The sequence below is a fragment of the Pseudomonas sp. NBRC 111132 genome (genome assembly GCF_001320565.1).
Taxonomy (GTDB): domain Bacteria; phylum Pseudomonadota; class Gammaproteobacteria; order Pseudomonadales; family Pseudomonadaceae; genus Aquipseudomonas; species Aquipseudomonas putida_P.
In genome coordinates, this window is record NZ_BCBI01000013.1 from 100,503 (window position 1) to 115,528 (window position 15,026).

The 15,026-nt window shown below is 63.8% G+C and carries 14 protein-coding genes; 9 read left to right on the forward strand and 5 right to left on the reverse strand.

What is annotated here, in order from left to right; all coding sequences use genetic code 11:
* Positions 1-21 precede the first annotated feature (21 nt).
* Positions 22-894, reverse strand: a complete 873-nt coding sequence (locus APH35_RS08925) for a helix-turn-helix domain-containing protein (protein ID WP_060514571.1) — start codon at positions 892-894, stop codon at positions 22-24.
* Between the two features lie 177 nt (positions 895-1,071).
* Here APH35_RS08925 and APH35_RS08930 point away from each other — a divergent pair, with 177 nt between their 5' ends.
* The 5 genes from APH35_RS08930 to APH35_RS08950 all read left to right on the forward strand — a co-directional run bounded on the left by APH35_RS08930 (position 1,072) and on the right by APH35_RS08950 (position 5,655).
* Positions 1,072-1,899, forward strand: coding sequence for an SDR family NAD(P)-dependent oxidoreductase (locus APH35_RS08930; RefSeq protein WP_060514572.1), 828 nt, complete (start codon positions 1,072-1,074; stop codon positions 1,897-1,899).
* Positions 1,896-3,614 (forward strand): FAD-dependent oxidoreductase, encoded by a 1,719-nt coding sequence (locus APH35_RS08935; RefSeq protein WP_060514573.1) that lies wholly within the window; start codon positions 1,896-1,898, stop codon positions 3,612-3,614. Before APH35_RS08930 ends, APH35_RS08935 begins: the two co-directional genes overlap by 4 nt.
* Entirely contained in the window at positions 3,614-3,937 is a 324-nt protein-coding gene (locus APH35_RS08940; RefSeq protein ID WP_060514574.1) for an NIPSNAP family protein, read from the forward strand. Before APH35_RS08935 ends, APH35_RS08940 begins: the two co-directional genes overlap by 1 nt.
* Before the next feature lie 34 nt (positions 3,938-3,971).
* A complete protein-coding gene (locus APH35_RS08945) occupies positions 3,972-5,321 on the forward strand; it encodes an MFS transporter (protein ID WP_060514575.1) in 1,350 nt (449 codons plus the stop codon).
* Positions 5,322-5,445: 124 nt separating this feature from the next.
* Positions 5,446-5,655, forward strand: a complete 210-nt coding sequence (locus tag APH35_RS08950) for a hypothetical protein (RefSeq protein ID WP_370739302.1) — start codon at positions 5,446-5,448, stop codon at positions 5,653-5,655.
* Positions 5,656-5,691: 36 nt separating this feature from the next.
* Here APH35_RS08950 and APH35_RS08955 read toward each other — a convergent pair whose 3' ends face one another.
* Complete coding sequence (locus APH35_RS08955) at positions 5,692-6,603, reverse strand: LysR family transcriptional regulator (RefSeq protein WP_012272379.1); 912 nt, start codon at positions 6,601-6,603, stop codon at positions 5,692-5,694.
* Positions 6,604-6,618: 15 nt separating this feature from the next.
* On the reverse strand, positions 6,619-7,275 hold the full coding sequence (locus APH35_RS08960; RefSeq protein WP_012272378.1) for an HAD family hydrolase: 657 nt from the start codon (positions 7,273-7,275) through the stop codon (positions 6,619-6,621).
* Positions 7,276-7,367: 92 nt separating this feature from the next.
* Here APH35_RS08960 and lexA point away from each other — a divergent pair, with 92 nt between their 5' ends.
* From lexA to APH35_RS08980, 4 genes are read left to right on the forward strand one after another with little or no spacing between them, the layout of a single operon-like run.
* Complete coding sequence (lexA, locus tag APH35_RS08965) at positions 7,368-7,985, forward strand: transcriptional repressor LexA (protein ID WP_060514576.1); 618 nt, start codon at positions 7,368-7,370, stop codon at positions 7,983-7,985.
* Positions 7,985-8,605: a translesion DNA synthesis-associated protein ImuA gene (gene imuA / locus APH35_RS08970; RefSeq protein WP_060514577.1), complete on the forward strand. Its 621-nt coding sequence runs from the start codon at positions 7,985-7,987 to the stop codon at positions 8,603-8,605. The genes lexA and imuA overlap by 1 nt, the downstream gene beginning before the upstream one ends.
* Before the next feature lie 6 nt (positions 8,606-8,611).
* Positions 8,612-10,030, forward strand: a complete 1,419-nt coding sequence (locus APH35_RS08975; protein WP_012272375.1) for a Y-family DNA polymerase — start codon at positions 8,612-8,614, stop codon at positions 10,028-10,030.
* On the forward strand, positions 10,027-13,107 hold the full coding sequence (locus tag APH35_RS08980) for an error-prone DNA polymerase (protein WP_060514578.1): 3,081 nt from the start codon (positions 10,027-10,029) through the stop codon (positions 13,105-13,107). Before APH35_RS08975 ends, APH35_RS08980 begins: the two co-directional genes overlap by 4 nt.
* Positions 13,108-13,165: 58 nt before the next feature.
* Here the strand turns inward: APH35_RS08980 and APH35_RS08985 are convergent, their stop codons facing one another.
* Together APH35_RS08985 and APH35_RS08990 are read right to left on the reverse strand one after the other, a co-directional pair.
* The gene (locus APH35_RS08985; RefSeq protein ID WP_012272373.1) at positions 13,166-13,987 is read right to left on the reverse strand and encodes an aldo/keto reductase; all 822 of its coding nucleotides are present in this window, start codon (positions 13,985-13,987) and stop codon (positions 13,166-13,168) included.
* Positions 13,975-14,880 (reverse strand): LysR family transcriptional regulator, encoded by a 906-nt coding sequence (locus APH35_RS08990; RefSeq protein ID WP_060514579.1) that lies wholly within the window; start codon positions 14,878-14,880, stop codon positions 13,975-13,977. Before APH35_RS08990 ends, APH35_RS08985 begins: the two co-directional genes overlap by 13 nt.
* Positions 14,881-15,026 lie beyond the last annotated feature (146 nt).

Below are 15,026 nucleotides of genomic sequence, written 5' to 3' on the forward strand. Positions count from 1 at the left end.
CCTGCGCCGGCCCTGCAGGTGTCAATGGCCTTCACGGAAAGCACTCGGGCTCACCCCAGCCTGCTTGCGAAAGAACCGGCTGAAATACCCCACATCGGCAAACCCCAGTTCGTGGGCGATCTCTTTCACACTAAGGCTCGAATGCCCAAGCATGCGCTTGGCCTCCAGCACCTGGCGGGCATTGATCACGTTCATGGGGGTCATGCCCAGGTGCTCCTGGCATAACCGCCCCAACGTCGCCAGGGTCATGCCCAGTTCGGCGGCGTAGTCTGCCAGTGGCCTGTGCGCGCGGTAGTGCATGTCCACCAGCTCGCGAAAAGCGGTCAACTGCTGGCTGCGCCTGGACACCGGTCGGTGCTCACCCTGGGGCAAGTGCGGCTCATGGCGCAGCACCTGGATCATCAGCGTCAGCAATAGCGCCATGCTGCTGGCCACATGCTCGCGGGCGCGGTTGTGGTATTCCTCGCGCAGGGCCCGGCACAGTGGCAGCAACGGGTCTTCATCAGCGGCCCATTGCGGTAGGGCGACCACCTGCGGTTTGCGAAGTTGCACCAGCAGGTTGGGCGCCAGCACCTGGGCGATGCTCTCCAGCGGGTGTTGCGCGGCAGTGATCACCTGGCCCTCGACCTGGCCGGCCCAATGAAAGCCATGCACCACTTGCGCCGGCACATACACCACGCAAGGCGCATGAACCTGCAACCGGTCACTGTCGAACAGCACTTCACCGCCACCGCTTTGCAGGTACAGCAGCTGCAGCAAGCCTTCGTGACGGTGTGCGGCGATTTCCCAGTTGTGTGCGCCAGAGCGCTGGGAAATCTGCTCCACGTGCAGGGCTTCGTGCCACACCGGCTGTGCGGTTTCACCGTACAGGGCGTAATTGGGGATTTTGTTCATGTTGTTGTAATTGTTCTGTTCGGTACCTGATCACTGTGCCACAGCTGTACGCAGGCTTCAGGGCACAAAGGAAAAAATGACGGGAATGTGGGGCTGGTTGCAGGTTTTGTCCATTCTGCCGATGGGCCTGCCGGCCATAGGCTGTTGTCCAGAACAAGCGACACTCTGGAGAACAGCATGAACAACAATAAGATTGCCTCTCAGTGGCTGGGCCTGGACTCGGCCGTATGCGTGGTAACCGGCGCCGCCGGCGGCATTGGTGCCGCGCTGGCCGCAGCCTTGGTGGAGCAGCAGGCCCACGTGGTGCTGCTGGACCGCGACCTGGACAAATGCCGCGAACTGGCGGCCACCTTGGGTGAGCACAGCACGGGCGAAGTCAGCGCCCTGGCCTGTGACATTGCCGACCCGGCCAGCGTGGGGCAAGCGGCTGCCCAGGTGCAGGCACTGCATGGGCGCTGCGATGTGCTGGTCAACAATGCCAGCGTGCTGCGCCCCGGCGCGCTGGACACGCTGAGCCTGGAGCAATGGAACCAGGTGCTGGCGGTCAACCTCAGCGGCTACCTGTTGTGTGCCCAGGCCTTCGGCCGCTCGATGCTGGCTCGCGGCCAGGGCCGCATCGTGCATGTAGCCTCGATTGCCGCCCATTACCCGCAACCCAACAGCGGTGCCTACAGCGCGGCCAAGGCTGGCGTGAGCATGCTGTCGCGGCAGCTTGCCGTGGAGTGGGGGCCGCGGGGTGTGCGCAGCAACGCCGTGTGCCCGGGCTTGATCCGCACGCCCTTGTCGGCGGCGTTCTATGCCGACCCGCAGGTGGAACGCCAGCGTAGCGCCATGACCGCCAACCGTCGCATTGGTGAGCCGCAGGATATCGCCGAGGCCGTGCTGTTTCTGGCCAGCCGCCGCGCCGACTATATCAACGGCGCCGAGCTGACCGTGGATGGCGGGCTGGAGTGCATGCCCATGGCATTGATCCCGCGCCCGGGCTTCGAGGGGGCTGGCCAATGAATACGCGTAGCTGCGATGTACTGGTAATCGGCGCGGGGGCTGGCGGCCTGGCGACAGCCATCACGGCGAAAAAGCTTGGCCTGGATGTTATCGTCATTGAAAAGGACGACTGCTTTGGTGGCACCACGGCGTTTTCCGGTGGCGTGTTGTGGGTGCCGGGCAACCCGCACGGGGCCGAGGACAGCCATACAGCGGCCATGACCTACCTGCGCAACGAAGCCGGTGCCTGTTTCGATGCGGCGGGGGTGGAAGCCTTCTTGCGCTACGCGCCGCAGATGGTGGCGTTTTTCGAGCGCGAAACGGCGGTCAAGTTCGTGCCCACGCTGTACCCCGATTACCACCCACAGGTGGAGGGCGGTGTCGATGTGGGCCGCTCGATACTGGCCGCTCCTTACGACATTCGTGGCCTGGGGCCCGACATGGCGCGCCTGCGCCCGCCGCTGAAGACCATCACGTTCATTGGCATGATGTTCAATTCGTCGAATGCCGACCTCAAGCATTTCTTCAATGTCACCCGCTCGCTGACTTCGTTCGTGTATGTGGCCAAGCGCCTGATAACCCATTTGAAGGAGCTTGCCCTGTACCGACGTGGCACCCAGGTCACCAGCGGCAATGCCCTGGCAGCGCGGCTGGTACGCTCGGCACTGGACCTGGGCATCCCGATTCTCACAGGTACACCGGCGCGGCAACTGCTGCATGAAGAGGGTCGAGTGACAGGGGCATTGGTCGGGCAGGCTGACAGCGAGCAGCGCATTCAGGCCCGGCGTGGGGTGGTACTGGCTTGTGGCGGTTTCTCCCATGATTTGCAACGGCTGCGCCAGGCCTACCCGCATGTGCGGCGTGGCGGCGAGCATTTTTCGCCGGTGCCGGCGGGCAATACCGGTGACGGTGCGCGCATGGCCGAGGCGTTGGGGGCCAAGGTCGATATCCGCCTGCAGGCAGCCGCCGCCTGGATGCCGGTATCGAAGGTGCCAGTGGCTGGCGGGCGGCACATTGCCTTTCCGCATTTGCTCGACCGCTACAAGCCAGGTGTGATCGGTGTGCTGCGTTCGGGGCAGCGTTTCACCAACGAGTCGAATTCTTACCATGACGTGGGCGCAGCATTGATCGAAGCCTGCGCCGGTCAGGCAGAAACCGCCATGTGGCTGGTGTGCGACCGCCGCACCCTGGCCAAGTATGGCCTGGGCTTTGCCAAGCCTGCACCGATGCCGTTGGGGCCCTTGTTGCGTAATGGTTACCTGCTCAAGGGCAAGACCCTGGCCGAGCTGGCGGGCAAGGCCGGTATCGACGCGCAAGGGCTGCAGCAGACCGTGCGCGAATACAACCTTGGCGCGGTGCAGGGCGAAGACCGCCAGTTCGGTCGCGGCAGCACCAGCTTCAACCGCTACCTGGCCGACCCGCAGCAACAGCCCAACCCGTGCGTGGCGCCGGTGGGCGAAGGGCCGTACTTTGCCGTGAAGGTGATCATGGGCGACCTGGGCACCTTCGACGGGCTACGCACCAGCGTGGTCGGTGAAGTATTGGCGGCCGATGGGCAGGCCATCGACGGCCTGTACGCGGTGGGTAACGACCGAGCCAGCATCATGGGCGGCAACTACCCCGGTGCCGGCATCACCCTGGGGCCGATCATGACCTTTGGCTACATCACCGGGCGCCATCTGGCGGGTGTCGAGCAGGGCCTGGCGGCTGCGGGCAAAGCGCGGGAGGTGGCGTGATGGACAAGCCTGTAGTCGACCACCGCATCTACACCATTCGCCCGCGTTGCATGGCGGCCTTTCTCGAAGCCTTCGACCAGTTGGCGATGCCGATCCTGCTGCGCCACCTCGGCGCACCCCTGGCGTTCTACACCAGCAGCATCGGCCCGTTGAACCAGGTGGTGCACTTGTGGGGCTATGACAGCCTCGATGATTTTGAAAAGCGCAGCGCGGCGCGGGATGCCGACCCGGACTTTGCTGTCTATCTGCATGCCACCCGCGACCTTGTGGTAGCGCAGGAGACACGGATCATAAGGCCTGTGCGCTTGCCCAGCCTGGGCTGAAACACCGTCATAAAAACAACAACAGGTGATACCCATGAACAACACGCTCGACGTGCGCCAACTGATCGACCAGCAACCCATCGGCCGCTACCAGAAATGGGTGGTGTTCCTCGGCTTTCTCATCATTGCGCTGGACGGCCTGGACGTCGCCATCATCGGCTTCATTGCCCCACAACTGAAAAGCGATTGGCACCTGGGTGCGCAAAGCCTGGGCCCGGTTTTGAGCGCCGCGCTGATCGGCCTGGCGCTTGGCGCGCTGATTGCCGGGCCCCTGGCGGACCGCTACGGGCGCAAGGCGGTGCTGCTGTACAGCGTGCTGCTGTTCGGCATCTGGACCTTGGCCTCGGCCTTTTCACCCAACTTGGAAACCTTGGTTGCGCTGCGCTTTCTCACGGGCCTGGGCCTGGGGGCGGCCATGCCCAATGCCAGCACCTTGGTCAGTGAATACGCCCCAGCACGCAGCCGCTCACTGCTGATTACCCTGGCGTTCTGCGGGTTCTCCCTGGGGGCGGCGATGGGTGGGTTCGTCAGCGCCTGGATGATCCCCAACCTGGGGTGGCGCAGTGTTCTGGTGCTGGGTGGGGTGTTGCCGCTGCTGGTCCTGCCGCTGCTGTATTGGCACCTGCCGGAATCGGTAACGTTCCTGGTCAGCAAAGGTGCAGAGCGCAAGCGCATTATGGCCATTGTCCGCCGCTTGGCACCTGAGCATGTCAACGCCGACACCACCTTTGTCATGCCCGGCAACGCCCCGGCTGCAGGTGGAGCCATCGGCACCATCCTCTCACCGCGCTATCGCTTTGGTACCTGCATGCTCTGGGCGGGCTATGTGTTGGCGCTGTTTCTGGTCTATCTGTTCAGCGGCTGGCTGCCGACGCTGGTGAAGGAGGGCGGTGGTTTTTCGGTCTCGGAAGCGGCCATTGTCACGGCCTGTTTCCAGATAGGCGGCCCGGTGGGGGCGATTTCAGTGGGTTGGGCCATGGACCGTTGCAATCCGCAGCGGGTGTTGATGCTGACGTTTCTGTTCAGTGGCGCGGTTATCTTCACGATTGGCCAAGTGGTGGGGGATTTCGCCTGGCTGTGCGCCATAGCCTGCGCTGTGGGCTTTGGGCTGAACGGCGCGAGTGTTGGCATGAATGCATTGGCGGCGGCCTTTTACCCTACGCAAGCGCGGGCGACCGGGGCCAGCTGGATGAGCGGCATTGGGCGCATCGGCGCCGTGCTCAGCGCCTTCGCCGGGGCTCAGATGCTGGCGTTGGGCTGGAGTTTTGCACAAGTGTTTGCATCATTACTGGTCCCTGCCGGGTTGGCGGCTTTGGCCGTATTGCTGCAAGGGTGGCATGTGAGCAGGGCTTCATCCGTCACAAATGCGACGCATTACCAATAGTATTTACTTCCCATTACCTTTACTCCAGACTCCGCTCCGCCTGCAGGGAGGAGCGTGCAGGCATACGGCAAAGTGACCGGGAAAAGATCAACCGCCCCTGGAGTAGACCCAGTCGAGCGTGGTCGTGATCACCGACGAGCAACTGCGTGAGAAGGAAGACCACAACCTGGTAGTTGTGTTTGCGCGCACGCCCGGTGTGTACAACCAGTCTGGCAACTACCAGAGCACGTCGCCATCCGAGTATGAGTCTGATGACGCCGGGCAGGTCACCGATGAGCGTCGCAGCGACAATTATTGGCTGGTCAACTTCAATACCGAGCGTTACGACCTTTGAGCCCATGAATCTGCACCGGCCGTTGCTGGCGCAGGTTCAGTTATCTCGGCTGTACATTCGGCACTCTGCCAACAACGCCAACAAGTTTGGCTCCCGCTCGCGCGCCTTCAGAAACACCACGCCAATGTGCTGCTGCAGGCGATATTGCGGCTTCAAGGCAATCAACCTGACGCGGTTCTCGTACACCGCCGCGATGCGCCCAGGCAGCAGGGCGAAGCCCACGCCTGAACTGACCATGCTCAGCAGGGTGAAGATATCGTTCACCTGCATGGCCACCTTCGGCTCGAACCCGGCCTGCTGGAACACCCGGGCGCCATCGCGGTGTGTGGCGAAGCCCTGGGTCAGGGTAATGAAAGTGGAGTCGGCGAGGTCGGCCAGGTCTACCTCGGCCTGCCCGGCGAAGGGCGAATCAGTAGGTACGGCAAGGAAAATGTCGTCGGAGAACAGCGGCAGTTGCTCGCAGGCCGGGTCGCTGGCGCTCTCGTCGAGGGAGACGAGGATGGCCTCCAGTTCGTGGTTCTTCAGGCGCTGCAGCAGATCGACGTTGGAGCCCAGGGTCAGGTCGATGTTCAGTTCGCTGCGGCGCAGCTTTAGGCCCATGACCAGCTTTGGCACGGTTTTCACGGTCAGCGAGTAGAGTGCGCCCAAGCGGAAGCGCTCGGCGTAAAAACCGGCGGCTTCGCGGGTTTGGCGCACCATCTGCTCGGCGTCCTGGATCAGTTGCCGGGCTTTCTTTTCCAGCACGTAGGCGCTTTCCAGCGGGATCAACTGGCGGCCTTCGTGCTTGAACAACGGGCAGCGCAGCGCGCTTTCCAGCGAATGGATGGCACGGTGCACGCTGACTGCGCTGGTCGACAGCTCGGCGGCGGCGCGGCCGAGGTTGCCGGTGCGCATGAAGGCGAGGAAGGTTTCCAGCTTTTTAAGGGTCAGTTCTTCGTCGATCAGCATGGGGGCCCCAGATGCTTACTGCATGGACTCGATCAGGGCCCACAGTGCAGGGTCGTTGAAGTCATCTATCACCAGCTGTGCACCCGCCGCCAGCAAACGTTCAGCGGTCTGCGTCGTTGCCACGCCCACGGTAAAGATCCCCGCGCCACTGGCAGCGGTCACCCCCGGCAATGAGTCCTCGAAAGCCAGCGCCTGCCTGGCCTCGGCACCCAGCTGCTGCAGCCCGGTGAGGTAAGGCAGCGGGTCTGGCTTGGGCCGCGCCAGTTCCTCGGCCACCAACACATGTTCAAAGCGCTGGCCAAGGCCCATGGCGTTCAGCATGTGCTCGGCGTTCAGTCGCGGTGCGTTGGTCACCACACACATGCCGATGGCATGGGCCTGGGCGTGCTCCAACAGGCGCAGCAGGCCTGGCATGGGTTCAAGTGACGGCGACAGGTCGCGGAACAATGCCTCCTTGCGGTCGGCCAACGCCTGGCACTGTTCGACACTGGCGCCGTTGAACAGCTCGGCGAACAGTTCACCATTGGCGCGGCCACTGACCTGAGCATCGAACTGCGCCTGGCTCAGCTCACGGCCGTCGTGCTCACGCAGCAGTTGGCGAAAGGCCTGCAAGTGCAGGGTGTCGGTGTCGGTAAGGGTTCCGTCGAGGTCGAACAGCAGGGCGGTCAGCATGGGATATCCAGATCAAAAAAACACAAGCCAAGGGATCATAACCAAAGTGGACGACAAAGGGGGCTGGTCAGCGCGCCACGAAAAGAGTACAAATGTGCTCCATGGACAATCTTACCCCCAAGCGCCGCGCTATTTTCGAATTCATCCGCGAGCGCATTGCCGAGCACAGCCAGCCGCCAAGCCTGGCCGATATCGCCACGCGCTTCGGTTTTGCTTCGCGCAGCGTCGCCCGCAAGCACATTACCGCCCTGTGCCAAGCCGGTTACATCGATGTCACGCCTAACCAGGCGCGGGGCATTCGCCTGGCCGAACCGTTGCGCCGGCCGGCGATTCTCGAAATCCCGGTGCTGGGCCAGGTAGCGGCAGGCGCCCCCATAGGCCCGGACCTCGATATCCACGAACAGTTGCTGCTCGACCCCAGCATGTTCCGCCGCACCCCTGACTACCTGCTTAAAGTGCGTGGCGACTCGATGATCGACGACGGCATCTTCGACGGTGACCTGGTCGGCATCCTGCAACAGGCCGACGCCCGTGACGGGCAGATCGTGGTGGCGCGCCTGGACGGCGAAGTGACCATCAAGCGCCTGCAACGCCAGGGCGGCAATTACCGGCTGTTGCCCCGTAACCCGGCCTATGCGCCCATCGATGTGCAGCCAGAACAGGAATTCTTCATCGAAGGCGTATTCTGCGGCCTGCTGAGGCGCGACTGATGGGCGCGGTGGTCGACCTCGACAGGCTGCTCGACCAGCGCCGTATCTGGCGCGGTCGGCAGGCCGAGGCGCGGCCACTCGGGTTGCAGCCAACCGGCCATGCGGCCCTCGACGCACGCTTGCCCGAAGGCGGCTGGCCGGCGGCAGCACTGAGCGAGCTGTTGCTGGCCAGCCCCGGCTGTGGCGAGTTGCACTTGCTGTGGCCAACCCTGGCCCGGCTGAGTGCAGATGCCAACCGCGTAGTGCTGGTGGCACCGCCCTTCATTCCTTACGCACCGGCCTGGCAGGCAGCAGGTGTGGACCTGCGCTGGCTGGTACAAATGGACGCCGAACCTGCCGATGCCCTGTGGGCCGCCGAGCAGTGCCTGCGCTCGGGCAGTTGTGCGGCGGTGCTGTGCTGGCCGGAGCGCGCCGATGACCGCGCCCTGCGGCGCTTGCAGGTGGCCGCCGAAACCGGTCAGGCGTTGGCATTCGCCTGCAGGCCGCAGCAGGCGGCGCACAACCCTTCACCGGCAGCACTGCGCATTGCCGTCGACACTCGGCCGGCACAATGGCGCGTGCTGAAAAGCCGTGGTGGCATGCCTCCAGCGCTGCCCATTGCCTGCCCAGGGCGGGGCTGATGCGCCATGCTCTGGGCTTGCATTCTGCTCCCCCAGCTTGCGCTGGATACCGTGCTGCGTGAGCGTGACGACCTTGATACCCCCTTGGTACTCATTGGCGGGCCGACTCAGCGACGTGTGTTGCAGTCGGTCAACATGGCCGCCGCTGCACTGGGCCTGCGAGCCGGGCAAACCCTGACTGCAGCGCGTGCCCTGGCGGATGGCTTCACCTGCGTCGAAGTCGACCCAAAACGCATCGACCAGGTGCAGCAACTGCTGGCAGCCTGGGCTTACCGCTTCAGTGCCCAGGTCAGCCTGCATTACCCTCGGGCGCTGTTGCTGGAAGTAGGCTCCAGCCTGCAACTGTTCGGCCCCTGGCCTTTGTTCGAGGCGCGCCTGCGCCAGGAGTTGGCAGAACTGGGCCTGCGCCAACGCATCGTTCTGGCTAGCAACCCGGTGGCGGCTCGCATGCTTGCCAATGGGCACGATGGCTTGGCCGTGAGCGATGCCGAGGCCACCCGTGCAGCGCTGTTGAGCATGCCCATCACACGTGTCGGCTTGCCGGCAGAAGCCGCCGAAGCTTTTGCCCGCATGGGCCTGCGCCAGCTGGGCCAGGTAGTGGCCTTGCCGCGCGACACGTTGGCCAGACGCTTTTCTGCCCAGGTGCAGTTGCACCTCGACCAGCTGCTAGGCCTGCGCAACCTGGGGCTGGACTTCTATCGGCCACCGGACCGCTTTGAAACCCGTCTCGAACTGAACTTCGACGTCGAATCGCACCAGGCGCTGTTGTTCCCACTGCGGCGCATGCTCAACGACCTTGCTGCCTTTCTGGCCGGGCGCGACTGCGGGGTGCAGCGCTTTTGCCTGTATCTGGAGCATGCCGAGGGGCCAGACACGGTGCTCAAGGTTGGCCTGCTGGCGGCCGAACGCGATGCGTCGATGTTGTTCGAATTGGCCCGTGGCCGCCTGGAGCCGCTACGCATACCCGCACCGGTGCGCAACCTGCGGCTGGTGGCCGAAGACTTGCCACCGTTCGTGCCACAGCATCAGGCGTTGTTCGACCCTCGGGCGCAACAGGCGCAACCCTGGGAGCAATTGCGTGAGCGGCTGCGCGCGCGCCTGGGGGATGAGGCCGTCAAGGGGCTAAGCGCGGCAGCCGATCACCGCCCCGAATGCGCCTGGCAACTGGCAGAGCAGGGCGCTCAAGGCCACATGCCGGTTGCCCCAGGCAGTCGCCCAGGCTGGCTGCTGCCGGCACCGATGGCGTTGGATGGTGTCGGCTATCAGGTGCAGGGTTACGCTGAACGCATCGAATCCGGTTGGTGGGATGGCGGCGATGTGCGACGCGATTACTACCATATCGAAACCCGTGACGGCCTGCGCGGCTGGGCCTACCGCGACTTGAGCCAGGCCGGCCCACTGTGGTTGCAGGGCTGGTTCGCATGAGCACGCCGGGTTATGCCGAGCTGCATTGCCTGTCCAACTTCAGCTTCCAGCGCGGTGCGTCAAGCGCCGATGAGCTGTTCCGGCGCGCGCGCGAACAAGGCTACCAGGCCTTGGCGATCACTGACGAATGCACGTTGGCCGGTATCGTACGCGCCTGGCAGGCCGCCAAGGCGCATCAGCTGCGGCTCATCGTCGGCAGCGAGGTGCAGTTGCACGACGGGCCCAAGCTGGTGCTGTTGGTCGAGAACCTGACCGGCTACCAGAACCTGTGCGCACTGATCACCCGTGCCCGGCGGCGGGCAGAGAAGGGTGAGTACCAGTTGTTTCGTGACGACCTGCAGCAGCACCATCAAGGCCTGCTGGCCTTGTGGGTGGCCGACGACAGTGTTGATAAAGCCACCGGTGAATGGCTGCGCAGTGTATTCGCCGAGCGCCTGTGGCTGGCCGTGCACCTGCACCGGGGCTGTGACGATGCCATGCGCCTGCAGCGCCTGCAGGCACTGGCGGCTGATGTGGGCGTGCGCGCCGTGGCCTGTGGCGACGTACATATGCATGTGCGAGGCCGCCGTGCCTTGCAGGACTGCATGACTGCCATCCGCCAGCATTGCCAGGTAAACGAGGCCGGGCGCTTTCTGTTTGCCAACGGCGAGCGGCACCTGCGCAGCCAAGCGCAACTGGGGGAACTGTACCCGGCCAACTTGCTGGCTGAGACCTTGACCATTGCCCAGCGCTGTCAATTCGACCTCAGCGAATTGAAATACCAGTACCCGTGCGAACTGGTGCCCGAGGGCCACACCCCGGCCAGCTGGTTGCGTGATCTGTGCGAGCAGGGCTTGCCGTTGCGCTGGCCAAACGGGCCAAGTGAAAAGGTGCGCGATGTGCTGGCCAAGGAACTGGCGTTGATCGAAGAGCTTGGTTACGAAAGCTATTTCTTGACCGTGCACGACATTGTCGCTTTCGCCCGCAGCCAGCGCATTCTGTGCCAGGGCCGTGGCTCGGCAGCCAACTCGGTAGTGTGTTTCGTGCTGGGCATCACCGAACTCGACCCTATGGAGCATCACCTGCTGTTCGAGCGATTTCTGTCTCGCGAACGCAACGAGCCGCCCGATATCGATGTGGATTTCGAGCATGACCGACGCGAAGAAGTGATCCAGTACGTGTTCCGCCGCTATGGCCGGCACCGTGCAGCACTGACGGCGGTGGTCAACACCTATCATGCCGCCGGAGCTGTGCGGGATGTGGCGAGGGTGCTGGGGCTGCCTGCCGACCAGGTGGATGCATTGGCCAAGTGCTGTGGCCGCTGGAGCGACCGTATACCCGATGAGCAGCGCCTGGCCGAGGCCGGTTTTGAGGCCGGCAGCCCTTCGCTGCGGCGGGTGCTGGTACTTGCTGGTGAACTGATCGGCTTCCCCCGGCACCTGTCGCAACACCCAGGTGGCTTCGTCATCTCCCAGCAACCGCTCGACCAGTTGGTGCCAGTGGAGAATGCGGCCATGGCGCAGCGTACGGTGATCCAGTGGGACAAGGACGACCTGGACATGGTCGGCTTGCTCAAGGTCGACGTGCTGGCGCTGGGCATGCTCAGTGCCTTGCGCCGTTGCTTCGACCTGCTGCAGCGCCACCGTGGCCGGCAGCTGACCCTGGCGACCATCCCCAGCGAAGACCCAGCCACCTACGCCATGATCAGCCGCGCCGAGACCATGGGTGTGTTCCAGATCGAGTCACGCGCGCAAATGGCCATGTTGCCCAGGCTGCGGCCCACCACGTTCTACGATCTGGTCATCGAAGTGGCCATCGTCCGCCCCGGTCCGATCCAGGGCGACATGGTTCATCCGTACCTGCGCCGGCGCCTGAAACAGGAGCCGGTGACGTACCCGTCCGCGCAACTCAAGGCAGTCTTCGAACGTACGTTGGGTGTACCGCTATTCCAGGAGCAGGTGATGGAACTGGCCATGGTCGCAGCCGACTATACGCCGGGCGAGGCTGACCAGTTGCGCCGCAGCATGGCGGCCTGGAAGCGCCATGGTGGCCTGGAGCCGCACCGCGAGCGGCTGGTACAGGGCATGCTGCGCAACGGTTACGAGCTGGCGTTTGCCCAGCGCATCTTCGAGCAAATCAAGGGCTTTGGCAGCTATGGCTTCCCTGAATCGCATGCGGCCAGTTTTGCCCTGCTGTGCTACGCCAGCAGTTGGTTGAAGTGCCATGAGCCGGCGATCTTCACGTGTGCGTTGGTCAACAGCTGGCCGATGGGCTTCTACAGCCCTGACCAGTTGCTGCAGGAGGCTCGCCGCCAAGGTATCGAGGTGCGGCCCGTAGACGTTTGCCACAGTGAATGGGACTGTACCCTCGAGCCTGATGAGCATGGCACATTGGCCATTCGCATGGGCTTGCGCCTTGTGCGTGGCCTGGCCGAAGCCGATGCCAGGCGTTTGCAGCAGGCAAGGGCGCAACGGCCATGGCGCGACGTCGAAGACCTGTGCCTGCGTGCCGGGCTCGACTCACGGGCCCGAGCCCGCCTGGCCGATGCCGGAGCGCTGCGGGCCTTGGCCAGCGATCGGCATCAGGCACGCTGGCAGGTGGCAGCGGTGCAGCCGCAGCTGCCGTTGTTCGCCGACGTGCAAGCCTTGCCGGAAGTGGCGGTGGCTTTGCCTGCACCTACCGTGGACGAGGACCTGGTAGCCGATTATCAAACCCTCGGTACTACGCTTGGCCCGCATCCACTGGCCCTGCTGCGCTCACGCCTGAGGGCGCTGGGGTGTCGTAGCTCGAGTGAGCTGCAAGGTGTCGAGCATGGCGACACCATTGCCGTGGCCGGGCTGGTAGTAGGCCGCCAACGGCCCCAGACCGCGAGTGGAGTGACCTTCGTTACCCTGGAGGATGAGCACGGGATGGTCAACGTGGTGGTGTGGCGGGACATTGCCGAACGGCAGCGGCGGGCCTTGGTGGGGTCTCAGTTGCTCAAGGTCAGTGGGCGGCTGGAACAGGAGAATGGTGTGCGGCACTTGATTGCACGGCGGCTGGAGGATGTGAGCCCGCTGTTGCAAGGGCTGGATGTGCGTAGCCGGGATTTTCATTAACCGTACGCTAATTGTATGAGCGGCCCAAGGCCGCTCATACAATTAGCAGTGCTACCAATCAGACCATCGCTAACCGCTGCTTGCGCGTGGGTGCCGGGAACGCCCGATCAATCGCTCGCAGGTCTTCGCGGGTCAAGGTCAGCGCACCCGCAGCCGCATTCAGCCGCACATGCTCGGGCGTCACCGCCTTGGGGATGGCAACCACCCCGTCATCACGGGTCACCCAGGCCAGGCTGACCTGGGCCGGTGTGGCGCCATGGCGCTCGGCGATTTCTGCCAGTACCGGGTGTTGCAACAAGCGCCCGCCTTGGGCCAGCGGGCAGTAGGCCATGGTCGGTAATGCACGCTTTTCGCACCACGGCAGCAAGTCGAATTCGATGCCACGTTGGGCCGGGTTGTACAGCACCTGGTTGGTGGCACAGTCAGGGTTGTGCAGTTCGCGCAGGTCATCGACGTCGAAGTTGGACACGCCCCAGCGCTTGATCTTGCCTTGCTCGCGCAAGCGTTCGAAGGCTTCGACGGTTTCCTCCAGCGGGTGCTGGCCTCGCCAGTGCAACAGGTAAAGATCGATGCAGTCGGTGCCCAGGCGCGTGAGGCTACGTTCGCAGGCGGCCGACATGTTGCGGCGGCCGGCATTGTGCGGGTAGACCTTGCTGACCAGAAACACCTGCTCGCGGCGCCCGGCAATGGCCTGGCCAACGACTTCTTCCGCCCCCCCTTCGGCATACATCTCGGCGGTGTCGATCAGGTTCAGGCCCAGCTCGATACCCTGTTGCAGGGCCGCCACTTCGTCAGCCTTGCGCGCAGGGTCTTCCCCCATGTACCAAGTGCCCTGGCCGATGGCCGGGACCTGCGTACCTGCCAGTTTCACGTAACGCATGTCACCTCCGGGATGCGGGTATTGGAAAGCAGAACTTCAAGCAGCGCTTGCGCTGCGGTGGAAAGCTGGTGCTCGCTGAGCGCAATCACGCCAATGCGCCGCTCGACGACAGGCTCGACCAAGGTCACGCAGCGGGCGCCCAGCTCCTGCATCTGGTTGATGCACAGCGCCGGCACGGCACTGACCCCCAGCCCGCTGGCGACCATGCGGCCAATGGTTGTCAGCTGGTGGCTCTCGAAGGCCACTGCCAGCTTGCCGTGTTGGGCCGCCACATTCTGCTCCATCAGCAGGCGCACCGCCGAAGGGCGTTGCAGGGCCACGAAATCTTCGGCCATCAGCTGTGCCCAGCTGACCTGGGGCAGCAGTGCCAAGGGTGAGTCGGCGGGCAGCACTGCAACGAAGCGGTCCATGTACAACGGGTGAAAGTCCAGCCCATCGATGTTATCCGGCTCGAAGCCGATGCCCAGTTCGACGCGGCGATGGCGAACCAGTTCCTGTACCTGTTCGTTGATCACGTCATGCACGGTGACGTTGACCTTGGGGTAGCGTTGGCGAAACACCTTGAGCGAATGGGGCAGCAAATTGCCGGCGAAGGCCGGCATGGCCGCCACCGACACGCGGCCCAGTTGCAGGGTGAAGCGCTGGCGCAGCATCTCTTCGGTGTCGTCCCAGTCGGCCAGCAGGCGCCGTGCCAGTGGCAGTAGCACTTCGCCTTCGGCGGTCAGGCTGACGCTGCGCGTGGTGCGGCTGAGCAGGGCGCCGCCAAGGTTTTCTTCCAGGGCCTTGATGGTCAGGCTCAAGGCCGGTTGCGAAACATGCAGGTGTTCACCGGCCTGGGCGAAGCTCTGGTACTTGGCCACGGCGACAAAGGCGCGCAGTTGCTTGACGTTCATGTCGGGCCTATTGTTTGTTTTGTAAAAGTTATCAATCGATGACGAAAACAAAATTAACAAATCAGTCGCTTGCGGTGAAGATGTCTGCACACGCTCACCGACAGCCTCGTCGGTTCAACAACTACAAAAGGCGGATCAGCATGGCC